This is a genomic window from Aquimarina rhodophyticola (assembly GCF_042434915.1).
Taxonomy (GTDB): domain Bacteria; phylum Bacteroidota; class Bacteroidia; order Flavobacteriales; family Flavobacteriaceae; genus Aquimarina.
On sequence record NZ_CP170198.1, the window covers coordinates 2734615 to 2761313 of the forward strand.

26 protein-coding genes and 1 tRNA gene are annotated in these 26699 nt (G+C 35.8%); 13 read left to right on the forward strand and 14 right to left on the reverse strand.

From position 1 onward, the window contains the following. Positions 1–71: 71 nt before the first annotated feature. The 4 genes from aspS to ACE939_RS11800 all read left to right on the forward strand — a co-directional run bounded on the left by aspS (position 72) and on the right by ACE939_RS11800 (position 4267). Entirely contained in the window at positions 72–1820 is a 1749-nt protein-coding gene (gene aspS / locus ACE939_RS11785) for an aspartate--tRNA ligase (RefSeq protein WP_378185790.1), read from the forward strand. A 66-nt stretch (positions 1821–1886) separates the two neighbouring features. Continuing rightward, entirely contained in the window at positions 1887–3671 is a 1785-nt protein-coding gene (locus ACE939_RS11790; RefSeq protein WP_378185791.1) for a chloride channel protein, read from the forward strand. 52 nt (positions 3672–3723) lie between these two features. Next, the gene (locus ACE939_RS11795) at positions 3724–3972 is read left to right on the forward strand and encodes a hypothetical protein (RefSeq protein ID WP_378185792.1); all 249 of its coding nucleotides are present in this window, start codon (positions 3724–3726) and stop codon (positions 3970–3972) included. 97 nt (positions 3973–4069) lie between these two features. Then, positions 4070–4267 (forward strand): cold-shock protein, encoded by a 198-nt coding sequence (locus tag ACE939_RS11800; protein ID WP_378185793.1) that lies wholly within the window; start codon positions 4070–4072, stop codon positions 4265–4267. A 47-nt stretch (positions 4268–4314) separates the two neighbouring features. On the opposite strand, the gene ACE939_RS11805 is transcribed toward ACE939_RS11800, so the two are convergent. Together ACE939_RS11805 and ACE939_RS11810 are read right to left on the reverse strand one after the other, a co-directional pair. Continuing rightward, on the reverse strand, positions 4315–5088 hold the full coding sequence (locus ACE939_RS11805) for a hypothetical protein (RefSeq protein ID WP_378185794.1): 774 nt from the start codon (positions 5086–5088) through the stop codon (positions 4315–4317). Between the two features lie 88 nt (positions 5089–5176). Then, positions 5177–5626, reverse strand: a complete 450-nt coding sequence (locus tag ACE939_RS11810; RefSeq protein ID WP_378185795.1) for a nucleoside deaminase — start codon at positions 5624–5626, stop codon at positions 5177–5179. A gap of 172 nt (positions 5627–5798) precedes the next feature. Between ACE939_RS11810 and ACE939_RS11815 the strand changes: the two genes are divergently transcribed. The 3 genes from ACE939_RS11815 (at position 5799) to ACE939_RS11825 (ending at position 8699) form a co-directional block, all read left to right on the forward strand. Continuing rightward, the gene (locus ACE939_RS11815) at positions 5799–7562 is read left to right on the forward strand and encodes a 1-deoxy-D-xylulose-5-phosphate synthase (protein WP_378188443.1); all 1764 of its coding nucleotides are present in this window, start codon (positions 5799–5801) and stop codon (positions 7560–7562) included. Between the two features lie 98 nt (positions 7563–7660). Beyond that, the gene (locus ACE939_RS11820) at positions 7661–8116 is read left to right on the forward strand and encodes a lipocalin family protein (RefSeq protein ID WP_378185796.1); all 456 of its coding nucleotides are present in this window, start codon (positions 7661–7663) and stop codon (positions 8114–8116) included. A gap of 136 nt (positions 8117–8252) precedes the next feature. After that, complete coding sequence (locus ACE939_RS11825; protein WP_378185797.1) at positions 8253–8699, forward strand: lipocalin family protein; 447 nt, start codon at positions 8253–8255, stop codon at positions 8697–8699. Positions 8700–9029: 330 nt separating this feature from the next. On the opposite strand, the gene ACE939_RS11830 is transcribed toward ACE939_RS11825, so the two are convergent. From ACE939_RS11830 to ACE939_RS11860, 7 genes are all read right to left on the reverse strand, one after another. Continuing rightward, positions 9030–9734 carry a hypothetical protein gene (locus ACE939_RS11830; protein WP_378185798.1) on the reverse strand — a complete coding sequence of 235 codons (705 nt, stop codon included), beginning with the start codon at positions 9732–9734 and terminating at the stop codon, positions 9030–9032. A gap of 167 nt (positions 9735–9901) precedes the next feature. Further along, positions 9902–11245, reverse strand: a complete 1344-nt coding sequence (gene dgt / locus ACE939_RS11835; RefSeq protein ID WP_378188444.1) for a dGTP triphosphohydrolase — start codon at positions 11243–11245, stop codon at positions 9902–9904. Positions 11246–11263: 18 nt separating this feature from the next. Next, positions 11264–12004 (reverse strand): type II CAAX prenyl endopeptidase Rce1 family protein, encoded by a 741-nt coding sequence (locus ACE939_RS11840; protein WP_378185799.1) that lies wholly within the window; start codon positions 12002–12004, stop codon positions 11264–11266. Next, the gene (locus ACE939_RS11845; protein ID WP_378185800.1) at positions 12001–12507 is read right to left on the reverse strand and encodes a hypothetical protein; all 507 of its coding nucleotides are present in this window, start codon (positions 12505–12507) and stop codon (positions 12001–12003) included. Before ACE939_RS11845 ends, ACE939_RS11840 begins: the two co-directional genes overlap by 4 nt. A gap of 104 nt (positions 12508–12611) precedes the next feature. Further along, positions 12612–15074, reverse strand: coding sequence for a ribonucleoside-diphosphate reductase subunit alpha (locus ACE939_RS11850; RefSeq protein WP_378185801.1), 2463 nt, complete (start codon positions 15072–15074; stop codon positions 12612–12614). 270 nt (positions 15075–15344) lie between these two features. Then, a complete protein-coding gene (locus ACE939_RS11855) occupies positions 15345–16325 on the reverse strand; it encodes a ribonucleotide-diphosphate reductase subunit beta (protein ID WP_378185802.1) in 981 nt (326 codons plus the stop codon). 496 nt (positions 16326–16821) lie between these two features. Next, entirely contained in the window at positions 16822–17394 is a 573-nt protein-coding gene (locus ACE939_RS11860; protein WP_378185803.1) for a DUF3109 family protein, read from the reverse strand. Positions 17395–17554: 160 nt separating this feature from the next. On the opposite strand from ACE939_RS11860, the gene ACE939_RS11865 reads away from it, so the two are divergent. Then, a complete protein-coding gene (locus ACE939_RS11865) occupies positions 17555–18130 on the forward strand; it encodes a MarC family protein (RefSeq protein WP_378185804.1) in 576 nt (191 codons plus the stop codon). Between the two features lie 209 nt (positions 18131–18339). Here the strand turns inward: ACE939_RS11865 and ACE939_RS11870 are convergent, their stop codons facing one another. The 5 genes from ACE939_RS11870 to ACE939_RS11890 all read right to left on the reverse strand — a co-directional run bounded on the left by ACE939_RS11870 (position 18340) and on the right by ACE939_RS11890 (position 21714). Next, positions 18340–18543, reverse strand: coding sequence for a hypothetical protein (locus ACE939_RS11870; protein ID WP_378185805.1), 204 nt, complete (start codon positions 18541–18543; stop codon positions 18340–18342). Positions 18544–18647: 104 nt separating this feature from the next. Then, on the reverse strand, positions 18648–20240 hold the full coding sequence (locus tag ACE939_RS11875; protein ID WP_378185806.1) for a S41 family peptidase: 1593 nt from the start codon (positions 20238–20240) through the stop codon (positions 18648–18650). A gap of 12 nt (positions 20241–20252) precedes the next feature. Further along, positions 20253–20684, reverse strand: coding sequence for a cytidine/deoxycytidylate deaminase family protein (locus tag ACE939_RS11880; RefSeq protein WP_378185808.1), 432 nt, complete (start codon positions 20682–20684; stop codon positions 20253–20255). 59 nt (positions 20685–20743) lie between these two features. Beyond that, positions 20744–21328 carry a HupE/UreJ family protein gene (locus tag ACE939_RS11885; protein ID WP_378185809.1) on the reverse strand — a complete coding sequence of 195 codons (585 nt, stop codon included), beginning with the start codon at positions 21326–21328 and terminating at the stop codon, positions 20744–20746. A 304-nt stretch (positions 21329–21632) separates the two neighbouring features. Next, positions 21633–21714 (reverse strand) — tRNA-Leu (locus ACE939_RS11890). Between the two features lie 145 nt (positions 21715–21859). Here ACE939_RS11890 and ACE939_RS11895 point away from each other — a divergent pair. The 5 genes from ACE939_RS11895 (at position 21860) to ACE939_RS11915 (ending at position 26626) form a co-directional block, all read left to right on the forward strand. Continuing rightward, the gene (locus ACE939_RS11895; RefSeq protein WP_378185810.1) at positions 21860–22801 is read left to right on the forward strand and encodes a ribose-phosphate pyrophosphokinase; all 942 of its coding nucleotides are present in this window, start codon (positions 21860–21862) and stop codon (positions 22799–22801) included. A 26-nt stretch (positions 22802–22827) separates the two neighbouring features. Beyond that, the gene (locus tag ACE939_RS11900) at positions 22828–23448 is read left to right on the forward strand and encodes a 50S ribosomal protein L25/general stress protein Ctc (protein ID WP_378185811.1); all 621 of its coding nucleotides are present in this window, start codon (positions 22828–22830) and stop codon (positions 23446–23448) included. A 258-nt stretch (positions 23449–23706) separates the two neighbouring features. Next, a complete protein-coding gene (gene pth, locus ACE939_RS11905; RefSeq protein WP_378185812.1) occupies positions 23707–24273 on the forward strand; it encodes an aminoacyl-tRNA hydrolase in 567 nt (188 codons plus the stop codon). A 104-nt stretch (positions 24274–24377) separates the two neighbouring features. Further along, complete coding sequence (locus ACE939_RS11910) at positions 24378–25310, forward strand: bifunctional riboflavin kinase/FAD synthetase (RefSeq protein ID WP_378185813.1); 933 nt, start codon at positions 24378–24380, stop codon at positions 25308–25310. After that, positions 25307–26626 (forward strand): HTTM domain-containing protein, encoded by a 1320-nt coding sequence (locus tag ACE939_RS11915; protein WP_378185814.1) that lies wholly within the window; start codon positions 25307–25309, stop codon positions 26624–26626. Before ACE939_RS11910 ends, ACE939_RS11915 begins: the two co-directional genes overlap by 4 nt. Positions 26627–26699: the final 73 nt, after the last annotated feature.

Below are 26699 nucleotides of genomic sequence, written 5' to 3' on the forward strand. Positions count from 1 at the left end.
TAAATATGAGATTGGGTAAAGTAATTCTTTTAAATCTTCTTATTTTTGCTGCCTTAATAGAATAGTATATTATGTATAGAAGTCATTCCTGCGGCGAATTACGCATCTCAGATATCAATAAAGAAGTTACACTTTCTGGGTGGGTACAAAAGATTAGAGATAAAGGTTTTATGGTCTGGGTAGATCTAAGAGATCGCTACGGTATCACTCAATTGATATTTGATGAAGAACGCTCTCCAAAAGCTTTATTAGATACAGCACAAACCTTAGGTCGCGAATTTGTTATTCAAGTACAGGGAACGGTTATAGAACGAGAATCCAAAAATGACACTATTCATACCGGTGCAGTTGAAGTCTTAGTAAAAGAACTCACCATTTTAAATGAAGCTATAACACCCCCATTTACTATAGAAAATACTACCGACGGTGGTGAAGATATTCGTATGAAATATCGATATCTTGACATACGTCGTACACCTGTACAGAAAAATCTTATTTTTAGACATCAAGTCGCTATGCAAGTTCGAACATATTTGTCCGAACAGGAGTTTATAGAAATTGAGACGCCGTATTTAATTAAATCAACACCCGAAGGGGCTCGTGATTTTGTGGTTCCTTCTAGAATGAACGAAGGTCAATTTTATGCACTTCCGCAATCTCCACAAACTTTTAAACAGCTGCTCATGGTGGGTGGCATGGATAAATATTTCCAAATTGTGAAGTGTTTTAGGGATGAAGATTTAAGAGCCGATAGACAACCAGAGTTTACTCAAATCGATTGTGAGATGGCTTTTGTAGAACAAGAAGATATTCTAGCTACGTTTGAAGGACTTACACGCCATCTTTTAAAAACAATTAAAGGTGTAGATATTTCAAATTTTCCTCGTATGACCTATGATGATGCGATGAAAACCTATGGAAATGACAAACCTGATATTCGATTTGAAATGAAATTTGGTGAGCTTAATAAATTTGCTAAGCACAAAGATTTTAAAGTATTTAACGATGCAGAGCTTGTTGTAGGTATCGCTGTTCCTGGCGGCGCTTCATATACACGTAAAGAAATTGATAAGTTGATTGACTGGGTGAAGCGTCCACAAGTAGGAGCTTTGGGTATGGTATATGTCAAATGTAATGATGATGGTACTTACAAGTCATCTGTTGACAAATTCTATGACCAGCAAGATTTATCCCAATGGGCTGAAGCTACGCAAGCTAAACCAGGAGATTTAATTTGTGTATTATCTGGTCCTACCAACAAAGTTCGTGCTCAATTAAGTGCATTACGTATGGAGATGGCCGAGCGTTTGGGCTTAAGAAACCCAAATGAATTTGCCCCTCTTTGGGTAGTAGATTTCCCTTTGTTAGAATGGGATGAAGAAACTGCGAGATATCACGCTATGCACCACCCCTTTACTTCTCCAAAACCAGAAGATTTGAAGTTATTGGATACTGATCCAGGTAAAGTGCGTGCTAATGCCTATGACCTTGTTTTAAACGGAAACGAAATTGGCGGTGGATCTATTCGTATTCATGATAAGGAAACACAAGCTTTAATGTTTGATCACTTAGGATTTACTCCAGAAGAAGCTACGGCACAGTTTGGTTTCTTAATGGATGCATTTCAATACGGAGCACCTCCGCATGGCGGAATAGCTTTTGGATTAGACAGACTTGTTGCTATCTTAGGAGGACAAGAAACTATTCGCGATTTTATTGCCTTCCCAAAAAATAATAGTGGGCGCGACGTAATGATTGATGCACCATCAAAACTTGATCAAGAACAGCTCAATGAATTACATATTAAGCTAAGTCTTTAAAAAAATTAAATCCCGCAAAAAGCGGGATTTTTTAGTATCTTTCGTTTCTTAACCTAGTGAATATTTATGCAACATATTCAGAGAAAAAAGCTACTTATAAAATTTTTGAAATGGCGATATAGAAATATCTCGACTAAGAATTTCATTCTCTTACTTAGCATACTCATTGGTTTTCTTGCTGGTCTCATTTCGTTACTCTTAAAAAATGCTACGCACTTGATTCAAGTAGTTCTCGAAAAAGATCTTATACAATGGCAAACAAGTTTTTATTTTATCACACCTATTGTAGGTTTATCCATAGTATATTTAATATTAAAATATGTCGTAAAGAAAGATCTTAGATCGGCAATACCGCTAATATTATATTCTCTCTCTAAAAAAAGTGGAATTATTAATGCTGCACAAGCCTATCTCCCTCTGATTTTGGCACCTATCACGGTAGGTTTTGGTGGGTCGGTTGGATTATTAGGACCCGCTATTGGATCTGGAGCTGCCATGAGTTCTAACTTAAGCTCTTTATTTCATGTAAAAACAAAAACTAGAACTTTATTAATTGGTTGTGCTGCTGCGGGCGCAATTTCGGCTGTTTTTAAATCTCCATTAGCAGGTTTGGTGTTTGCCGTTGAAGTGTTTAGCTTAGATCTAACTCTTACTTCATTATTACCCCTATTGCTTGCCTCGGTATCCTCGATAATCACCTCATATTTCTTTTTGGGAGACGAAGTACTTTTTAGATTTGAGGTGGTAGAACGCTTTCAAATTTTTGATATTCCCTTTTATATTGTTCTCGGAGTTGGCACAGCCTTTTCCTCGATTTATTTTACAAAAATGTATTTTTGGATTTTAAAGTTTTTTGATCGCTTTACCAAAAAAATTCATAAACTTATTATCGGTGGATTGGCCATTGGTGTTATGCTTTATTTTATACCGCCGCTTTATGGTGAAGGATTGGGGTTTATCAATAGTTTATTACACGGCAATCACTTAACAGCCTTAGGTCAAACGCCTTTTGATCATTTAACCGATAATGCCTGGGTGGTTATTACTTTATTAATAGGAATTACAATCTTCAAAGCGATTGCGATGACTACAACTTTTGCTGCTGGAGGTTGCGGAGGAATTTTTATTCCTACCATGGTAATGGGCAGTGCTTTGGGAAATGTCATTGCCAAAATAATCAATAATCTTGGACTAGGACTACATGTATCTGAAGCAAATTTTACTCTATTAGGTATGGCAGGACTTATTGCAGGTGTATTACACGCGCCCTTAACATCGATTTTCCTAATTGCCGAAATCACATCCACCTATGAGTTATTTATACCGTTAATGATTACTACTGCTATTTCTTTTATAATTTCGAAAAATAGAATCGAACATAATATTTATACCCGTGAACTCGCAGAACAAGGACAATTATTAACACACAACAAAGATCAAAATGTACTTACCCTATTAAACCTTGAGGATTGTCTTGAAACCAATTTTGTAAGTGTTGAAGAAACTTTTACTCTTAAACAATTGCTAAGCGAAGCTGTTGCAAAATCCAACCGTAATCTTTTTCCTGTACTTACTAAAAATCAAAAATTAGTAGGCATTGTACATTTGGATCACATTAGGGATATTATGTTTGACATAACATTATATCACAAAACAACTGTTGGAGCACTTATGACCAAAGCTTCTACCATTATTGTTATTGAAACTGATAATGCCAAAACTACCATGCGTAAATTTCAAGACTCGGGAGCATGGAATCTTCCCGTCACTAAAGACGGAAAATATGTAGGATTTATTTCAAAATCCAAATTATTGACTGCGTATAGAAGAAAGTTGATTAATTTTGCATAACCAAAAGGCTTCTATACGAATAAAGCCGCTTTTTGCAACTTAAATACGCGATATGAACTATATAATTAAACTTCTTTTTATAATTTTTGCAGTCCTTATTGCTATCGGATATTATTTTAAAAATTCGGGAGATCACATAACAGGTGATAAACTTATTGGTATAGCAATTTTGCTAGGATCTTTCGTTCTAATGCCTGTATTTATCTACCATCGTTGGAAAAACAAGAAAGTACAAGACTACATGTTAACAAGTGATAATATACAGAAAATGAGAGACTTTAACGAGGGAAAAAATAGTTAGAAATTGTTTCACTTCTGAAATTTTTACAATATAATAACATTTTTTATTAGATTTAAAAGTAACTTTAGATCTCATAAAACATATTATATTACACACCATGGAAGGAACAGTTAAATTTTTTAATGAGTCCAAAGGTTTCGGATTCATAACCAACGACGAAACAGGAAAAGACATTTTTGTACACGCTTCAGGATTAAACGGCGAAGCATTAAATGAAGGTGACAAAGTAGAGTATCAAGAAGAAGAAGGAAGAAAAGGAATTATTGCTGCACAGGTACGCGTAATTCATGAGTAAGGTATACGTTACGAAGTTTCAAAAAGCACTGCTTAGGCAGTGCTTTTTTAGTTTTTAATTATGTCGTATCGTGCTTTGTAAACTTCAGCTTGATGCATTATATAAGAAAGTACTTTCAGCTTATCATCTAAAGCAACAATAGAATCCGTCTCCTTTTGTTCAGCTAAAAAATCTATAAAATTATACACTTCACTTTGAGGAATATCAATTTGATCTGTAATAAATTTTATGGAATACATAGCTGTAATACTTTGTACCGCAACATAAGTACGCTCATCCTTCAAACTTTTTTTAAAAACATTAAAAAGTCCTAATAAATTAATTGATCCTCTTCCAGATAGTCCATTAAGTGCTGTATTCTTGATATTAGACTGTTTATCATTAAAGCCAGAAACTCCCATTCGTTTAAGATCCGCTGCGCTCCATAAAGGCAAGACATCTTCGTATGTAGTTATATTTTGTAAATCTTTGGTTAAATTGCCTGTTAAAGTATGTGTGGACAGCATCACGGGTTCTAGTTCGTTCATTGCAATTTCTAAACGAACATTTATAGCTTTCACAACGAGATCATGCGGTTGCACTATATAGGTCTTATGAGTATGCTGTATTGAAGAGAAGATTAAAGTATCCTTTGCAAACATTCGCATAGTAAACCTACCCTTTATACTGGTAACAACGCCTGTGTTTTGCGTTTTATTATAAATATGAACTCCTTCAACAGCTCCAGATTCATCCAAAATAACACCAAAAATTTGCTCTCCCTCTTGTGCTGCGCCTAAAAGTGTATAGAGGCATAACATAATAAATGTAATTTTTTTCATGCAGTAGTCTTTCGGTACAAAAGACCCGTATGAGTGACTAACGTTGCATGGTAATATTTAGGTTAGGGTAGCAAAAATTGAAGAACTCCTAGTTCAAATTACGTTTTTCTACAAAAAAACGTTTTAAAAGTGTGCTGCATTCGTTTTCAAGTACTCCCCCACTCATTGTAGTTCTAGGATGTAATGTTGTGCCCATAGCAATACAACCGCGTTGCTCATCTCTTGCACCATATACTATTTTTTTTATTTGACTCCAAAACAAGGCACCCGCGCACATTTGACAAGGTTCAATGGTCACATATAAAGTACATTCATTCAAATATTTTCCTCCCAGATAATTTGCTGCTGCAGTTATAGCTTGCATCTCGGCATGCGCTGTAACATCGTTAAGCAACTCAGTTAGATTATGAGCTCTAGCAATAATCTGATCCTGAACGACTATTATTGCGCCAATAGGAATTTCTCCCTGTTCATAAGCTTGCTCGGCTTCTTGCAATGCTTTTTTCATAAAATAAGTATCGTCAAACGGCTCAATCATATTTTTTTTTCAAAATTACTAAAATTTAAATCATGCTACTAAAGATACACTACACCAGAATACTGCACATGAAAACAAAATCGTATTTTTTACCCAATCATAGCGATAAGAAACTCGCATATTAGCTATTTTTGTAGCTACCAATCAAAAAGACTTTCTCTTGATAGATTCTATAAAATATCCTTTGCTATCTGCTATCGAATATCCTTCTGATCTAAGAAAATTATCGTCAGTACAGCTTCTGGCATTAGCCCAAGAATTGCGGAAATTCATTATAGACATCGTTGCTTCCAAAGAGGGGCACCTCGGTGCAAGTTTGGGAGTTATTGAATTATCCATAGCCTTACATTATATATTTGATACTCCTAACGATCAGCTTGTTTGGGATGTGGGGCATCAAGCCTATCCTCATAAAATATTAACCGGAAGAAAAGATCGTTTTCATACCAACCGACAGTTGGGGGGTCTTAGTGGTTTTCCTAAACGAGAAGAAAGTCCATACGATACCTTTGGAGTAGGCCACTCTTCTACTTCAATATCTGCTGCTTTGGGGATGGCAATTGCTTCAAAACTAAAAGGAGATACAACCAAACAACATATTGCAGTAATTGGAGACGCCTCAATTGCTAGCGGAATGGCTTTTGAAGGATTGAATCACGGCGGTGTAACGGATGCTAACCTCCTAATTATTTTGAACGATAATGCCATCGGCATTGACCCAAGTGTGGGTGCACTTAAAGAATATCTCACCAAAGCAAAAGTAGGACGTAAGCCAAAGACCGATAATATTATTGAAGCGCTCAACTTCAAATACTATGGTCCGATTGATGGCCATGACCTACCTACATTGCTAGAGGAATTGAAACGGTTAAAAACTATACAAGGCCCCAAATTACTACATGTAATTACGACCAAGGGCAAAGGCTTAAAACAAGCCGAAGAAAACCAAGTGCAATACCATGCCCCAGGTAAGTTTAATGCGCATACTGGTGAATTATTGCCCAAAAATAAAGTTGTTATACCCCCCAAATTTCAGGATGTATTTGGCTTAACACTCCTAGAATTGGCGCGTAACAACTCAAAGATTGTAGGTATCACTCCTGCAATGCCTACAGGGAGTTCTTTAAAATATATGATGGACGAGATGCCTGATCGTGCCTTTGATGTTGGTATCGCAGAACAACATGCGGTCACACTAGCTGCTGGTATGGCAACCCAAGGACTTACGGTTTTTTGTGCTATCTATTCAACTTTTTTACAACGTGCTTATGATCAAATCATACATGATGTAGCTTTACAAAACTTGCCCGTAATCTTTTGTGTAGATCGTGCAGGTTTGGTAGGAGCAGATGGTGCTACACACCATGGAGTGTTTGATATTGCCTATCTCAATTGCATTCCTAATATGCTTATCGCGGCTCCTATTGACGAAATCGAACTGCGTAATTTATTATATACCGCTTCGCTAGGTCTCAATTATCCAATCGCGATACGATATCCCCGCGGACGAGGTACATTATTGGACTGGCAAAAACCTTTTAAGGATATTGTCATAGGTGAAGGAAAGTGTCTACGTAAAGGTAGTAAAGTAGCCATTATCTCAACAGGTACTATTGGTACAAATGTGACAGAAGCAATTCACCTAGCCAATGTAACGGTAAGCCATTATCATTTTCCCTTCGTAAAGCCACTGGACACAAGATTGTTAAATTCTATTTTTATGGAGTACGAAACTATCGTAACCGCAGAGGATGGTACGATTGTAGGAGGTTTTGGAAGTACAATTGCTGCCTACGCCATGCAACAAAAGTATAAAGGATCTATTAAAACACTGGGGATGCCCGACAGCTTTATCGAACACGGCACTCCAGATCAACTGCATGACCAATGTGGTACCTCAACCAATGCACTCATTGAAAAAATAAGAAATCTATAAGTATATTCTTACTTTTTATTCTTTTATGGAGAAATACTTCAAAATTACTCGATAAAATACTTATTTTGCGGACGTTATTAAACTTAAAAAGCAATATTATGAAAAAAATTAGTGTATTTATCCTACTTATCGCCGCAACTTTTGCCTCTTGCTCTAAAGATGATGATGGTGGATCAGAAATTTCTGAAGCGAATTTAGTTGGAAAATGGCAATGGACAGCTTCTACAGAAAATGGTAAGACATATGAACTTGATGAATGTGATAAGTTGGACAGTTTAGAATTCAAATCAAATGGAGAAGTAGTTGATACTTATTTTGACACAGTTTCTTCTGAAAACAGCACATGTGAACCAGCGTCTTCAACTAGTAAATGGTCACTTTCTGGAGATCAATTAACTGTAACCTCTGAATTTAGTGGTGTTAGTAGCACTAGTACTGGCACGATTAAACAATTAACTGATTCTACACTGGTTCTCGAGTTCATCGATGAAGATGAAGATGAAAATGGTGATGAGACAACTTTTGTATTCGTGGATACTTATAAAAGAATCTAAAAATAATATTTAAACCTTAGGTCATTAATCAACCAGTCTTTCAACTTTAAAAGACTGGTTTTTTATTTGAAGAATACCATGTTGCATAAAAGCTCTATTTATAGTTTATTTGCACCTCAAATCAATTTAATATATTATGAAAAAAATTAGTGTATTTATCCTGCTAATAGCAGCAACCCTTACCTCTTGCTCCAAAGATGATGACGGTGGATCAGATGAAAACGGTGGATCAGAAATTTCTGAGTCAAACTTAGTAGGAAAGTGGCTATTAACAGGTATTACTCGCGATGGAAAAGCTGTTGAACTAGACGAATGCGATCTTAAAACATCTTATGAATTCAAAAGTGATAAAACATCGATATTTGTAGAAACTGGTATTATTGGAGAAGGTACTAATGAAGAAGTATGCAGAGAATGGGCGTATCCAGCAAAATGGAGTTTATCAAATTCCACACTAACCATTATTTACGATGATGAGAATGAAGCTTTAGAAATCATTGAGCTATCAAATACCACTTTAATTTTTGACGATAGTGATAATGATAGTGAGGATTCTTCTTTTTCGACTTTTGAAAAAATGTAATAATCTATCTACTCTTATACAACAAACCAGTCTTTTAAAATTAAAAGACTGGTTTTTTTATGAATATGCTCCAAAAACCTTAAACTATCATAGTCACCTGTTAAGTTAACACCTTCACCTACTGATTATTTCAATAAACAATTATTCTATATAGTTCAGCGTAAGCTACAACATAGTCAGCGCTACGCTGGATACTTAATTTTATGTGATTATCGACCAACTTAGTGCGATGGTAAATTAAGAACTTGCGATATTTATAAAATTAGTACGCTGGACACCAAATTTATCGCGCTGACTACTCAATCCAAACCAATTAGATATGGTATGTAATCAAGATTTCTTTTTATATCGGCTAATATATCCTTGCTTACGATCTGGTATATGGTTAAAGACATATTTACCTGTCCGTCTTATTTCATCTACAGCTTCTTTAAGGTAACTACACGCCTTATCACGCATTAATTTAGATGTCGAAGTAGATAATTGATGGTTAGTTGCTTTGGCTTTGGTCGCGCCCAATTGTGTTGACAACGCTTGCGCCTTTTTAATACGTTCTTGTATGGCGATAATAGAATTTTGAGTTTTTACATACTCGCTTCCCAAAACAGCGAGGTCGCTTAAATCCTGTATCATATCAGCAGCGCTCTTACCTTTACGGGTTTGTTTTAAGGCGGCCGCTATACGTTGGTTATTTGGATATACAAATTTAAAATCAGCAATTAAGGCATTGCGCAATGCAAAACCTTCTTTGGCTGCATCTTGCCAAGATTTTTTAATTTCTTTTTGCTCGTAACGCTCTTTGATCCAAAGTGCTTGTGCATAGCGACACGCTCCTGCACGAATACCCAAAGTATCTACATACCTAGTCCAATCTAAACCTGCTGCTTTTAATTCGCGTTTATCCTGTTGTATCCACAGGGATAGATCTTCGGCTTCTTGAAGTTGTACATCTACTGGCATGGTGGGTGCTTTAACGGCTTCGCTTGGCATTGCGGCAAGCGTCTCTTGTAACTGCGTATAGTATTGTAATGACATTGGTTAGGTTTTAAGCGTACTAAGCTTAAAGATACTAAAGCTTACCAATTCTTCAGTATTTATTGACATTACATAATAAGATTTTTTTACATAGGTCATACCACATATTAAAATCTGTAAAGAAAGAATTCTATACCTATTCCTACAGTTAACAATAGTAGAAGGCCTTACACCTTAGCGCCACGTATTTTTTGAAACTTCAATAAGGCGTTACTATCGGTAAGACTTGCTACATAGTTACAGATACTTATCAAACGGCTATACAAATCTTCATTTTTATAATCGAAATTCGCGCCTTCAGCTCTTAGAATTAGTTTGTCATAATTAGAGCAATTATCCTCAATATAATGCTTTGTTGCTTCACAATACGTATGCAGTAGAGTGGCCAGTATTTCGTAACCCGCAATTTCCTTCTCGGTAACTTCCTGACTTTGGTAGATCTTAGATACGCTGATTTTGATAATATCGTCGATTTGAGCTTCATACTTACTTTTTTCGATCAATCCACTCATAAACGTCCCTGCCAAAATAGCCTCTTCATTGGCTATAAAGATATCGGCTGCTTCACGAATTAGGGTGTTTATTGCCAAAGCTCTTAAATAACTCAAACGGTCTGCGGTTGTGGTTAAGCTATTATACTTGGACGTATTGATGCTATCCTTCACCAATTTGATCAGGTATTCTAAGGCATATTCTTCTTGGATCAGCCCTAAATTGATTCCGTCCTCAAAATCGATAATGGTATAGCAAATATCATCGGCAGCTTCTACCAGATAAGTTAGTGGATGGCGACTGTAGGTTACCTCTTTACCAAAATTATATTGAAGCAAGCCAATTTCGCGAGCTACCTCTCCAAAGAATTCTGCTTCATTTTGAAAATATCCAAATTTCTTATGTGCACTATGCGCACTTGGCTTCTTAGGTAAAGAAGCTTTTGGGTATTTCATAAAAGCGCCCAAGGTAGCATACGATAACCGCAAACCACCTTCTATACCCGCACGGGATTCGGTAAGAATCTTGAAACCGTTAGCGTTTCCTTCAAAATCTATTAAATCTTGATATTGCTTAGCAGTAAGTTGGGATTGGTACTGTACGCCGCTTCCATTTTTAAAGTACTCACCAATAGCTTTCTCTCCCGAGTGTCCAAAGGGTGGATTACCGATATCATGCGCCAACGCAGCGGCGGCTACAATAGCACCAAAATCGTTAAAGTGATACCCGTGAACCACAGCCAGATGTGGATGCTTTTCTAGCAATTGTTTTCCCACTACTCTTCCCAAGGAGCGACCTACTACAGACACTTCGAGACTGTGTGTTAGCCGTGTATGGACAAAACTGGTTTTAGATAAGGGAATTACCTGTGTCTTATCTTGTAAACTACGAAAAGCAGATGAAAAAATGATACGGTCATAATCCACCTCAAACCCCAGACGGGTTTCATCTTGTTCTTTACGCAATCGTTTATTTGTATCGCCTTGTCTACGGAGCGACAAAAGCTCTTCCCAGTTCATCATAATCTAATTCGTCAATTAATATAGTAATGGATCGTAATAATAACTGTCCAAAGATACTATTATCAAGTTATGTATGAAATGAATTATCATCCCCAACCATAAATTTTGATAGCGATATCTAAGATATCCTAATAAGAGTCCAAATGGAAAAATCCAAAGTAGCGAAATAAAAGAAAAATGTACTAATGCAAAAAGAAATGCTGTAAGTAGGATGTTCATACGAATAGAGGTAACGTTCTCTAGTTGATTAAACAAAAAACCTCGAAAGGCTAGTTCTTCAAAAATCGCCGGAAGAATAGCTACAAATATAAAAGCCAAAAGAAAGGGATGTTCATACTCGGCATAGGCCGCGTAGTAATTTGTGCTTTCATCAAACAAGGCGGTATTGATCCATTCTATACCGTAATACACCAAGAAACCCGTTACAAAAGGTGTTAATATCACTCCTATCCACTCAAGAAGAGGTAATCGTGGTAGTGTGTACAATTTTATTATGTTTTTTACATCAAACATTATAAAAAGTATAATTAACATAGCCGATACGCTCTCAACAGCTATTTCTGTCGTTAGTGAGGTATCTTCCTTGTAAATTAGGTGTACTATAGTTAAGAATACAAGCTCTATAATATAAAAAACGATAATAAGATTAATGTGTTCACTACGTGTCTGTTTATTTTTAAAACCTATTGATGCTCCACAACTAGCACAATAATTTGAATCTGCCGTAATGGGCTGTGTACACGCATGACAAATCATAAGGTAGGTGTTGAGGTGCGTTGCGATGCAGAATATAGCCCTTTGATTAAAAGTGTAAGAAACACAACTTTCATTATAATTCCGCTCAAAAGGCTCATAGGCTCAATAACAGCGTTAATTGCAATAACAGTTAGGTATAACAATAAGGCCGACAATAATGCAGCGAAGGGTTTTTCTTTGGTCCAGAAAGCTAATAACAAATACAAAATAGAAAGTATAGCATTAGTAATTAGAATTGAGATCTCCTCTGTTTTGAAAAAATAAAACAATCCAAAAACCATAAATATTCCAGACGTCCAGTATAGAGTCTTTTGAGCAGATGCTATGCGTTTAACATCTACTTCTTGCTGTTGTTTGGCCATGACGCGCTTGGCATGAAACTGGGATTGCTCCTTTTCTGTACCCAATTGGGGATATCCGCAATGCGTACAAAATTTAGCTTGTTGTTTTATAAGCGTTGCGCATTGTGAGCATACTGGTTCTTGAAGGGATAATTCTTCCATAAGATAAGATTAGATTAAGTTGACAAAATGGGGAATTTAAAAGTATTAAAAAAAGGGAAGCTTTCGTAAGAAAACTTCCCTTTTAAGAATCGAAACATGTAAACTTATGATCCACACATTAGGCAGTCATCACCTTCTGCCTCTTTGGATTGTGCTATAATTGCTCTTAACTCTTCTGGACTTAAGGCTGTCCCCTCGGGGGCAACTGGCTCAGATTTAGAAGTTGATTTAAGGGTTTGAGCCTCGAGAATTTGTGCAGCATTTGCTGCTACTTTTTCTGCTTGCGGGACTTGCGCCACCTCTTTTTTCAACGTAAACTTAATCGCATCTACCGCCGATTTTGTTCTCAAATAATACATCCCTGTTTTGAGTCCGCTCTTCCAAGCATAAAAATGCATAGATGTTAGCTTAGACATGGTTGCACCTTCCATAAACAAGTTAAGCGACTGTGACTGATCGATGAAATATCCTCTATGACGTGACATATCGATAATGTCTTTCATGCTAAGTTCCCAAACAGTTTTATATAGTTCTTTAAGATCTTGTGGTATGATATCTATATTTTGGATGGATCCATTGGCACGCATAATAGCATCTTTAACCTCATCACTCCACAAATTAAGTTTTACTAAATCTTCTAATAGGTGTTTGTTTACAACGATAAACTCTCCCGATAATACACGTCGGGTATAGATATTACTAGTGTATGGCTCAAATGCTTCATTATTACCTAGTATTTGAGAGGTTGATGCTGTTGGCATTGGTGCTACTAATAACGAGTTGCGTACTCCATTCTCCAATACTTTTTTACGCAAATCATTCCAATCCCAACGACCACTTAGTTCTTCGTCTTTGATATTCCATAAGTTGTGCTGAAATTCTCCTTTAGAAATCGGAGAACCTTCATAACTTTGATAAGGCCCATCGATTTTTGCTTCTTCCATTGAGGCTGTAACAGCCGCAAAATATAATGTCTCAAAAATCTCTTGGTTTAATTTTTTGGCCTCATCACTTGTAAAAGGTAGTCGCAATTGAATAAAAGTATCGGCAAGACCTTGTACTCCTAATCCTATTGGACGGTGTCTTACATTGGAGTTTTCTGCTTCTTTAACTGGATAGTAATTACGATCTATAACGCGGTTTAAGTTTTTTGTAACTCGTTTGGTTATTTTAAAAAGCTCTTTATGATCAAACGCACCATTTTTGACAAACATTGGTAAGGCAATAGACGCTAAATTACATACAGCTACCTCATCTGGACTGGTGTACTCTAAAATCTCTGTACATAAATTTGAAGATCGTATAGTACCTAAATTTTGTTGATTAGACTTGCGATTAGCAGCATCTTTATACAACATATACGGAGTACCTGTCTCGATTTGAGATTCTAATATTTTTTCCCAAAGCTCACGAGCTTTTATAGTACGGCGCCCTTTACCAGCTGCTTCAAAATTTAAATATTTTTCTTCAAACTCATCACTATGCACATCAAACAGTCCTGGACATTCGTTTGGACACATTAATGTCCACTCGGCATCCTCTTGCACGCGTTTCATAAATAAATCAGGAATCCACATAGCATAGAATAAGTCTCTTGCTCGCATTTCTTCTTTACCGTGGTTCTTTTTGAGATCCAAGAAATCAAAAATATCTGCATGCCATGGTTCTACATATATTGCGAATGAGCCTTTACGCTTACCTCCACCTTGATCTACATAGCGGGCTGTATCATTAAAGACACGTAGCATGGGCACCACCCCATTAGAGGTACCATTGGTTCCTGCTATATAGGATCCCGTAGCACGTACATTGTGTATTGATAAACCAATACCCCCAGCAGATTGCGAAATTTTGGCTGTTTGCTTTAAAGTATCATAAATACCATCAATACTATCATCTTGCATTGTTAACAAGAAGCAAGAGGACATTTGAGGTTTTGGTGTCCCAGCATTAAAAAGTGTTGGTGTTGCGTGGGTAAAATATTTTTTGGACATTAACTCATACGTTTCTATAGCCGAGTCTAGGTCGTTAAGATGGATCCCAATTGCTACTCGCATCAACATATGTTGTGGCCGCTCGGCAATCTTACCATTAATTTTTAGTAAATAAGAACGCTCTAAAGTTTTAAAACCAAAGTAATCATATCCAAAATCTCTATTATATATGATTGTTGAATCCAGTTTTTCTTTGTTTTTTTGAATAACATCATACACATCATCGGCAATGAGCGGTGCTTTTTTATTAGTACGAGGGTTTATATATTCATATAAGTCGGTAATTACTTCAGAAAAGGTTTTTTTGGTGTTTTTATGCAAGTTGGATACAGAAACTCTAGCTGCTAGCTTTGCATAATCCGGATGTGTAATGGTCATGGTCGCCGCAATCTCTGCAGCTAGGTTATCAAGCTCGCTCGTAGTGACTCCATCATACAAACCCTCAATAACGCGCATCGCTACTTTTACTGGATCTACCAGTGGGTTAAGTCCATAACAAAGTTTTCTTACCCTTGCGGTAATCTTGTCAAACATAATGGGTTCTTTACGACCGTCTCTTTTAATTACATACATACTACGTGGTGGTTTTAAGTTCTTCCCTCAAAGAACATGCTACTAATTCGTTTTTTAATTTTACAGCTTGCCAGACATCTTTAAGCTATTGAATTGTTACTGCGTATATACGCTAAACATGCATCAAAAGCATCTCTTAAAATATAAGCAGGGCTGCCCCTTTATTATTTAAAGTCTTAGGTAGACACATCAAACTGAGCTAGCTGTAATGAATCTAGGCACTAGGTGTAACTAGCTCAGAATGAATATATGATTGGATTACGATTTACTTTAAAAATCGGCATCAAAACTTATCTTACTATCTTCGGTATCCTTGTTAAGAACGCCGGCTTTTTGATATTCTGAAACTCTTTTCTCAAAGAAATTTGTTTTTCCTTGAAGTGAGATCATATCCATAAAATCAAATGGATTTGCAGTTCCGTATTCTTTTTCACAATCTAATTCGACCAAGAGTCTATCGGTAACAAACTCCAAGTATTGAGTCATTAATTTTGCATTCATACCTATCAAACTTACAGGAAGCGATTCGGTCACAAATTCACGTTCTATAGTAAGTGCATCGATGATAATTTCTCGAATACGTTCTTTTGGTACTTTATTTACAAGATGATGATTATGTAAATGTACAGCAAAATCACAATGCACCCCTTCATCCCTAGAGATCAACTCATTAGAAAAAGTAAGTCCTGGCATTAGCCCTCTTTTCTTTAACCAAAAGATAGAACAAAACGCTCCCGAGAAGAAAATTCCTTCTACTGCTGCAAATGCGATAAGACGTTCTGCGAAAGAATCAGATTCGATCCATTTGAGCGCCCAATCTGCTTTTCTCTTGATCGCCGGAAAGTTATCGATGGCTTTAAAAAGCATATCTTTCTCTTTCTCATCTTTTACGTACGTATCTATTAATAAAGAATAGGTTTCAGAATGAATATTCTCCATCATGATTTGAAAACCATAAAAGAATTTGGCTTCACTATATTGAACTTCATTGACAAAATTCTCTGCCAAGTTTTCATTCACAATTCCATCAGAGGCTGCAAAGAAAGCCAGAATATGCTTTATAAAATATCGTTCATCATCGGTTAGCTTAGTTGCCCAGTCGGTTATATCTTGATGTAAATCAATTTCTTCTGCCGTCCAAAAACTTGCTTCGGATTTCTTATACCAGTCCCAAATATCATGATGTTTAATTGGAAATATTACAAATCTGTCTTTATTTTCTTGTAAAATTGGCTCTTCAACATTCATCATGATCCGTTTTATTTTTTGTAGTAAATTTTTGTTTCTTTCTTCCTATACAAAGATCAAAAAATACCTGAGAATTACTCCCAAAATTTCACAAACGTTTTCAACAAAGTTTTCAACACGGGGAGATTGGCTTTAGTTATGCGTATCGTCAGTGTTTTGGGTGTAAAATACTTATAATCAACGATTTAATTTAAAAAAAGCTTATGTAACTTTTAACGTTAAAAATTTGGAATAGCCCCTGATTTTACACTTACTGAGCGATTTTTAGGGTTTTTCACAATAATGGTATTACCCAAGTATATTTACGGGTAAACCGTAATAAAAATTAACTAAATTTCTGAAGAAAAAAGCATTTATAGACTTAATAAAACGATTTAAAAAGGGAATTAAGCATTAAAAAAACGTCAAAAAGACAAGAATGCTAATTATATTAAATTTACTAACTCACGTTTTTTTAACTGTGAAGAATGTAAGTAAGTGTAGAAGACCCTTTAATAGACTATTTATTCTTAAGTTTTTCTGCAACCTTTTCAAGTTCTTGATACCAATCATTCCCAAACTTTCGCACTAGGGCTGCTTTTACAAATTTAAATACTGGCACCTGAAACTCTTTTCCTAAGGTACATGCATCATCACAAATCTCCCATTTATGATAATTGACCGCAGAAAACTCGGAGTACTCTTGAACTCTTACTGGATATAAATGACAAGAAACAGGTTTTTTCCAATCGACTTCCCCCTGATTATACGCCTCTTCAATAGCGCATAAAGCTGTTCCTTTTTTATCAAAGATTACATACGCACAATCTGCACCTTCTATTAACGGTGTTTCCCAGTCACCATCGGTGCCTTTAACAAAGACTCCTTGTGCTTCGATCGCTTCAATTCCTTCGGGTCGTAAATATGACTTAACAGTAGGATAAATTTGTTCTAGAATTTTTGTTTCCTCTTCGTCCAAAGGCGCGCCTGCCTCTCCATCGATGCAACACGCTCCTTTACATGCAGATAGATTGCATACAAAATCTTTTTCTATAATTTCTTCCGAAATAATTGTCTTACCTATTTGAAACATGCTGCGAAGATAGTAGTTTTTATAAATTGAACCTTATAAAATAGCGTTGTACAAATGGCTTAAAGCTACTTTTTAATTCTACCCTTGTTTTTTTGCATTTTTGCGCTACATTTATAGCATATTAACATTTACTTTTGTCAAAGTATAAAGCATCGAGCCTATGTTTCCATTTGATTTCAAAGAAATTTTTACCGCCAGTATGATTCTTTTTGCAGTTATTGATATTATAGGAAGTATCCCTATCATTATTGATCTTAGAAAAAAAGTGGGGCATATCCAAAGTGAGAAAGCAAGTATTGTCGCATGTATCCTCATGATCGTTTTTCTTTTTTTAGGAAAAGAAATTTTAAACTTAATAGGTATTGATGTTAACTCCTTTGCCGTAGCAGGATCCTTTATACTTTTCTTTATTGCGTTAGAAATGATTTTGGGCATTCAACTTTATCGAGATGATGCCCCAGAAACTGCAGCGGTCGTTCCCCTTGCCTTTCCTTTAATTGCAGGAGCAGGTACGATGACTTCACTACTTTCGTTACGATCAGAATTTCATACTGTAAATATTATTATTGCCATCATAGTAAACATTATCTTTGTATATGTTGTTTTAAAATCCTCTGGGAGAATTGAACGGGTTTTAGGAAAACAAGGAATTAATGTTATCAGAAAAATATTTGGTGTAATTTTATTAGCAATCGCAGTAAAATTATTTACCGCAAATATCAAAGACTTATTTTAGATGAAAATTTTTATTTATATACTAATCGTTCTTGGCGTTTTACTTATGGGCTATAACAGCACTTTATTAGACACCAGTAACATTTTTGAAGGAGACAGCAAAACAGCATTAATTGGCATTATAGCACCTGCTTGCGCGATACTGCTTTTACTTATCTTACTTACTTCAAAAAAAATAAAAGACAAGAGCAATTAGAATACCTCCTAGTCCTATAATAGTGTCACACACATCAAAATAGTAATAGGTATTGAGACTAACATGAGTGCAATGAATATGGCATGAAGCCTTCTAAACATAAGGGCTTTTTGCAGTGCTCTTTTTAATTTTGCATTTACCGTTTTCTCTAACTGGTCACGTATCAGATCTGCAGACACATAGGAGGAGTCTACTAAGATTTCATGGTCGAGAAACATTGAAGCACTAGAATCTAAGAGGCGACAAGCCACCGCCAAGATAAAGAAAAATATAGGTGAACATATTGCGACAGGGATTAAATATTCATTCCAAAATACCATAGCTACATTTTCTTAGAATTATTAGAAAGAAGTAAAACTCGTTCTATCATAGCGTCATTTTTATTCAGCATTTTCTCAAAAACATTTGTTCCAAATAATTGCTCTGCCATTGTTGCCTTTAAGTACCTACGTAGAGGCTCCTTAAATTCTGATCCTTCCATATTGATATCTCGTCTTTTGGCAAATAACAAAAATCCCTTTACAAAAGCATCATCTATGATGGCGCTCTTTTTAAACGCTTCGAGCGTAAGTTCGTTATACTCAGCCCTTTTTTTATCCAGTGCTTCAAACACATAACGTCCTATAAAACCAGATCGCAGCATATAATTTAAAGTTTCTGCTACCCGCGTACTATCCTTTGCTATAAAATGATCAGGAATGATACCTCCACCACCGTAAACGATTTTTCCTTTTGGTGTTTTAAATTTTAAGGAATCGGCCACCTGTATACTATCAGCACTTTGTAACTCTCCGTTTTTATAGCGCTCAAGATATTCATTAAAATAAGCTTTATTCCCATTGGTATACGGTTTTTGAATCGACCGACCAGTGGGCGTATAATATCTTGATATTGTCAAGCGAACTGCGCTCCCATCACCCAATGACATTTCTCGTTGCACCAATCCTTTGCCATATGACCTACGACCTATTATAGTCCCACGATCATTGTCTTGTATTGCTCCTGCCAAAATCTCACTAGCTGATGCCGAATTTTCATTAATTAAAATACTTAGTTTTCCTTCTTGAAAATCTCCTTTACCCGTTGCATAGTTTTTTTCAACAGCTCCTTTTTTGTTTTTAGTAAACATAATCAAGGTTTCTTTTTCTAGAAACTCATCAGCAATACGAAGCGCAGGCGTTATAAATCCGCCACCATTATCACGCAAGTCTAATACAAGTTCATTCATTCCCAGATCTTGTAACTTATCGAGTGATTTTTTAAATTCGGTATACGTAGTCTCTGCAAATCTATTGATCTTGATGTAGCCTATGGTACTCGTTAACATATAAGCAGCATCTACACTTTTGATCGGTACTTTACCTCGTTTTACAACGACATCAAAAACTCCTTTGCCTTTTCTAAATACTTTAAGTTGTACCTGACTATTTAACGCTCCTTTTAATTTGGATGCAAGCTCATCCCTCAATAAATTTTCTCCATACAACGTATCTTGATCGGCCATTAAAATGCGATCTCCTGCTTTTAATCCAGACTTTTCACTAGGTCCACCTTTAATCGTACTAATTACCGATATGGTATCTCGATAAGGATAATAGCTAACACCTATACCAATAAAATCTCCCTGCATACTCTCGGTTACCCCTTCTAACTCTTCTGAAGATATATAAACAGAATGGGGATCTAGATTCTCTAAAATTCTATTTACTGTAACATCGACAATACTATCTGTATTAATTTCATCTACATATTCATAGTCAATATAATCAATTAAACGGTTTAGTTTTTCCTTTTTCACATTTGAAGAGAATAAGGTATCCGTTTGATCCTGAAAGTTTAATTTGCTTCCAAGAAATACACCAGCACCCATTGCCAGTCCAATCCAAAAAGGTATGTATTTTTTTGAAGTTTTCATCTTCCTCTCCTCCTAATCGTCTAATTCTAAAATCTGTTCTATAAGTACACCCGCCTTTTTTAAAAATCGCAATCCAGAATCATCTTTATATCCTTGTTGATACACCACACGATTAATTCCTGCTTGATGAATTAATTTACTGCATTCCTTACATGGTGACAATGTAATATATAGCGTAGCGTCTTTACAAGATTGCGTTGAAGAAGCTACCTTTGAAATAGCATTAGCCTCTGCATGCAGTACATACCACTTTGTGTAACCTGCCTCATCTTCACACGGGTTTTCAAAACCTGTTGGGGTACCATTAAAACCATCAGAAATTATCATTCTATCCTTTACAATAACCGCACCAACCTTTTTTCGATCACAATGAGACAACTTACCCCATTCTCTTGCAATACGCAAGTATGCTTTATCATATTTTAATTGTTTTTGTTTAGGCATACCTAATTTATTGTAAGAAGAAAATTCTATTTAATTTTAATACTTAATACTATACCTTATCACCAAATTTTTGCATGAAAAATCATGGGTAATACTAATCCTATCACTATAGAAGATATAACCATAATCCAATCTCTTCTTGAAAACCTAAAGATGGTTTGAAAGATAAAACTAATAATCATTACCAGTATAACCACCACAATCTGAGCAGCTTCAATGCCCAACGCAAATTCTAATAACGGCAACAATTTAGACCCAGTATTAGAACTAATAACCTTAAAGTAACTCGAAAAACCTAAACCGTGAATTAATCCAAAAAATATAGTAGTTCCATATAAAATTCCAGCTTTAGCATTTCTGGATGAATTACTCGCTGTAAACAATGTAAATAATGCAGCTGCAAGTATTGTGATCGGAATTAAAAACTCTATCATATTTGAGTTTACAGAGATGACATTATATGCCGCCATAAATAATGATAGTGTATGCCCAAGCGTAAAAAAGGTAACCAGTAATAAAACTCGCTTCCAACTATCAAACGTGTAAGCAACAGTAAGAACGATCAAAAATAATATGTGATCGTACGCATTCCAATCAAGTACGTGGTTAAAACCAAGTTTAAGATACAACCAAAATTCGGACATAATAGTAAGGGTTTGAATTTATGCTAAAATACAATTTTATGGATTCAACGCAGAACTACACTATAAATTCTTTAACAAAAATATTTTGAATACAGGAAAAAGTTTGGGTTACACTTTTACTATACACGAGACTATTTAATCCTTAAAAACATTGCAATTTATAATGAGCCAGCTTTTTATACTCTATATTACATCAACACACCTTTATAATGCTTGATTTCGTACCTTTTTTATTACCATAAACAATAGTAAGCCGATCTTTAAAAGAAAAAACCAGATCAAATTGATCTGGTTTTTATCGAAGTACTCGAGGTGGGAATCGAACCCACACTCCCGAAAGAACTGGATTTTGAATCCAGCGCGTCTACCAATTCCGCCACTCGAGCAATAATGGATGGCAAAATTAATAAAATAATCCATTTCTACCATTAAATAACTAATAATTTAACCTTAGAGTTCAAATAAATTTCTAAATTTGCACCTTGTTTTTAAACAATACACGTTAATCGATTATTAAACAATAGTTTACCTATGCCAACCGCAGTTACAGAAGCAAAATTTTTTGCTTGTAATCAAAGTACCGAACTTGCCGAAAAAATTGTTTCTATTTATGGGGCTACGTTAGGAAAAGTAATCACCTCGACCTATAGTGATGGAGAGTTTCAACCTTCGTTTGAAGAATCTGTACGAGGATCCCGCGTTTTTATCATTGGGTCCACCCATCCTAACTCGGATCACCTGATGGAAATGTTATTAATGTTAGATGCCGCAAAGCGAGCTTCTGCAAGACACATTACGGCTGTGCTCCCCTATTACGGTTGGGCAAGACAGGATCGCAAGGACAAACCTCGTGTACCAATTGCTGCAAAGTTAGTTGCCAAAATGCTAGAAACAGCTGGTGCAACTCGAATTATTACTATGGATTTGCATGCAGATCAGATTCAAGGATTTTTTGAAAAACCTGTAGATCATCTTTTTGCATCTACTGTATTTTTACCCTACTTACAATCGCTAAATTTACAAAATTTAACGATTGCCTCTCCAGACATGGGAGGTTCAAAGCGAGCGTATGCCTATTCAAAAGCACTTGCAAGTGATGTTGTTATTTGTTATAAGCAACGTGCTAAAGCTAACGTGATTTCCCATATGGAATTAATAGGTGATGTAACAGGTAAAAATGTTGTGTTAGTCGATGATATGGTTGATACTGCAGGAACCTTGACCAAAGCTGCAGATCTTATGATGGAAAGAGGTGCTTTAAGCGTACGGGCCATCTGTACACACCCAATATTATCTGGAGATGCATACACTAGAATCGAAAATTCAAGATTACAAGAATTAATTGTTACCGATTCGATACCTTTAAAACAAGCTTCAGAAAAAATTAAAGTAGTAAGCTGCGCAAATTTATTTGCAGATGTGATGCACCGCGTGCATCACAATGAGTCTATAAGCTCAAAATTTATAATGTAATTAATAACTCGTAATATAATTAAAAAATGAAATCATTAACAATCAATGCATCTCAAAGAGAAAGCGTAGGTAAAAAATCAACAAAAGCCATACGTAATGCTGGACAGGTACCTTGTGTAGTTTACGGTGGAGACACTGTTACACACTTTGCGGCTCCAGAATTGGCTTTCAAAGATTTAGTGTACACTCCAGACGTTCATACCGTGGTAATTGCGTTGGATAATGGAACAAAAATTAACGCTATCCTACAGGACATACAGTTTCACCCTGTAACCGATAGAATTTTACATATTGATTTTGTAGAAATTTTTGACGATAAACCTATCACAATTGAGCTTCCGTTTAGAACAACAGGAAACTCAAAAGGTGTTCGTAACGGTGGTGTGTTACGTTTTAATTTAAGACGTATAAAGGTAAAAGGACTAGCTTCAAAATTACCAGACGTTATCGAAGGAGATATCACCAATTTGAAAATTGGAAACAAATTATATGTTACTGATGTAGCAAGTGATGATTTTTCTATTCTTCACCCAGATAATACAGTTATCTGTATGGTTAAAACATCTCGTAACGTGGTTGCAGATGATGAGGATGAAGAAGAAGAAGGCGAAACACCAGCTGCCGAGGCACCAGCTGCTGAAGCTTAAGCTATCAAATCAAACAATTTAAAAGCATTCTGATTTATTTTCAGAATGCTTTTTTTATTTTTACTCTTTATTTACAATGCTTAGCGTGACCCAAAAGGGTCGGGCTATACACTTGTACTCCTCAATTGTTTTTTTTTGAGATTCTCAAAAAAACAATCTGCGGGGTATCGCTACTATCCCTCACGCAAAAAATGAAGTATGCGTTTATTATTTAAAAAATACTTTCGCAAGAGCGCAAGTAAAAACATAGAAGATCCAATGAAAAAATTTCTAATTGTAGGACTAGGAAATATTGGCCCAAAATATGACAATACACGCCATAATATAGGTTTTAAAGTTCTCGACACACTTGCTCAAGAAGAAAATCTAACATTTGAAACGCAAAAACTTGGAGACCTTACGACTTATAAATACAAAGGAAAAAACTTAATTTTACTTAAACCCAATACCTATATGAATTTAAGTGGTAAAGCTGTACGGTACTGGCTAGAAAAAGAAAAAGTGCCTATAGAAAACCTTTTGATCGTCACCGATGATCTCAACTTGGATTTTGGTATGCTACGCTTAAAAGGTAAAGGCAGTGCTGGGGGTCATAATGGACTTAAAGATATTCAGGCACAACTAAACACCTCCAACTACGCACGTTTTAGATTTGGTGTAGGTGCGAGTTTTGGTAAAGGCAGACAGGTAGATTATGTATTAGGCACTTGGGATAAAGATGAAATGACCGCACTTCCAGAACGTATTGATACAGTGCTACAAGCCATTAAATCATTTGCTACAGCGGGACTTAGCAATACCATGTCTAGCTTTAACGGAAAATAAAGGAGAAGTCTCCGTACAATTGATTAATTTTACCCACAAACTAGAAAGTTTTAAAGATAATTCTATAATCACTTTCTCTTTATGGATCATATAACCTATTGCAGTTGAAAAGGTATACAGATGCCAATACATACAATAATGATATCCCATCAGTAGTTACCATTGGTACTTTTGATGGCGTTCATATTGGGCACAAAAAAATAATTGAACGTTTAGTGGATGCTGCCAAGCAGAATGGTCTAGAATCTGTGATTCTCACCTTTTTTCCACATCCTAGAATGGTACTTCAGCAAGATTCGAATATCAAACTAATCAACACGATTGATGAGCGTATTCAAATCATTGAAAACACAGGATTGGATAATCTGGTTATCCACCCCTTCACCCGAGAGTTCTCCAGATTTACGGCTGGAGAGTATGTAGAAAAATTATTAGTCAAAAAATTAAAAGCTCGACATGTGATTATTGGTTACGATCACCGATTTGGTCGCAATCGCAATTCTGATATTACAGATTTAGCAACGTTTGGTATGCAAAACAATTTTACTGTCGAAGAAATTTCCAAACAGGATATTGATGATGTAGCCGTGAGTTCTACCAAAATTAGGCAAGCACTCAATGATGGAGACATTGCCAAGGCTAATAGATATTTGGGCTACAACTTTATGCTAACTGGAAAAATTGTGCGAGGCAAAGCTTTAGGTCGTAAACTTGAGTATCCTACAGCAAATTTGGTCATTGAGGAGCGTTATAAACTTATCCCTAAGCAAGGTGTATATATAGTACAATCAAAAATTGATGGAAAAATATACTTTGGTATGATGAATATTGGGACTAACCCTACCGTTAATGGCACGCATCAAACCATAGAGACTCATTTTTTTGATGCTAGCTTTAATCTTTATGAAAAAAAGATACAAATAGAATTATTACATCGTATTCGAGAGGAAAAAAAGTTCGAGTCCTTAGAGGCCCTCAAAACTGCTATGCAAGAAGACGAAGATTTTGCTCGTGATTTTATAAATGATATGCTATGATTAACCGATGGTTGTTTACCCAAATAGACAACAGTGCCCTTATAGTTTTTAGGGTAATATTTGGTTTCTTAATTATGCTCGAAGCTGTAGGCGCAATTTTTACAGGATGGATTGAGCGTACACTCATTGCTCCTAAATTTACATTTAATTTTATAGGATTTGATTTTTTGCAACCTTTACCTGGTAACGGGATGTACTATTATTACGCCATCATGGGCGTTTTTGGTTTCTTAGTTACGATCGGTTACAAATACCGTTGGAGCATGGCAGGCTATGCTATCATGTGGGGCGGTGTCTATTTTATGCAAAAAACCTCTTACAACAATCATTATTACCTATTGCTACTACTTTGCATAGTAATGCTACTATTACCCGCCGCTGATTATTTTTCTGTGGATAGCAAGCAACACCCTGAGAAAGAAAAAACCTATATGCCCCGTTGGTGTGTGCTTATAATTATTGCTCAATTGTGGATTGTATATACCTATGCGTCTGTAGCAAAATTATACCCAGATTGGATTGATGGAACCGTACCCAAAAACTTGATGGCTGCAAGAGCTTATTATCCTGTAATAGGTGCTTGGTTGCAAGCTGGCTGGGTTCGTTATTGTATTGCTTATACAGGTATTTTGTTTGATTTGCTTGTTATACCTTTATTATTGTGGCGCCGTACTCGCTTTGCGATTTTTATTGTAAGTATCTTTTTTCATTTATTTAATTCGATTGTTTTTCAAATTGGTATATTTCCTTATTTATCTCTTGGTTTCACTGTTTTCTTCTTTTCTAAAGAACGTATTCATCGATTGTTCTTAAAAAAGAAGCCTTTTTATACCGATAATAAACTACAGATTCCTAGCTATAATAAGTTTTTAATAGCAGCCCTATCAATATGGTTACTAATTCAAATAGCCCTACCCCTTCGCCACTGGTTGATACCTGGTGATGTTTTATGGACAGAAGAGGGGCATCGTTTAAGCTGGCGTATGATGTTGCGCAGTCGTTCTGGACATACAAAATTTTATATAGTAGATAAGAATATACCAAATGCTGAGCGGGAGCTCATTGATAAAAGTCACTTTTTGTCTAAAAAACAATTTCGTACAGTGGCAAGCAAACCCGATGCTATGTGGCAATTTGCCCAACGTATTAAAGCAGCCTATGCTACACAAGGTAGAGATATTGCAGTATATGTTGAAAGTGAAGTTTCGATTAACGGTAAACCCCGTAAAAAATTCATTGATCCCAACGTTGATCTTGCAAGCGTTTCTTGGAACTATTTTACCACCAATCCATGGATTATAAAATACGATAAATAACTTCTTTATACTACTCTTAAAGTCGCATCCCTCAAAAAACTTAAAAATGTTTTAAATACATTAAAATCAAACT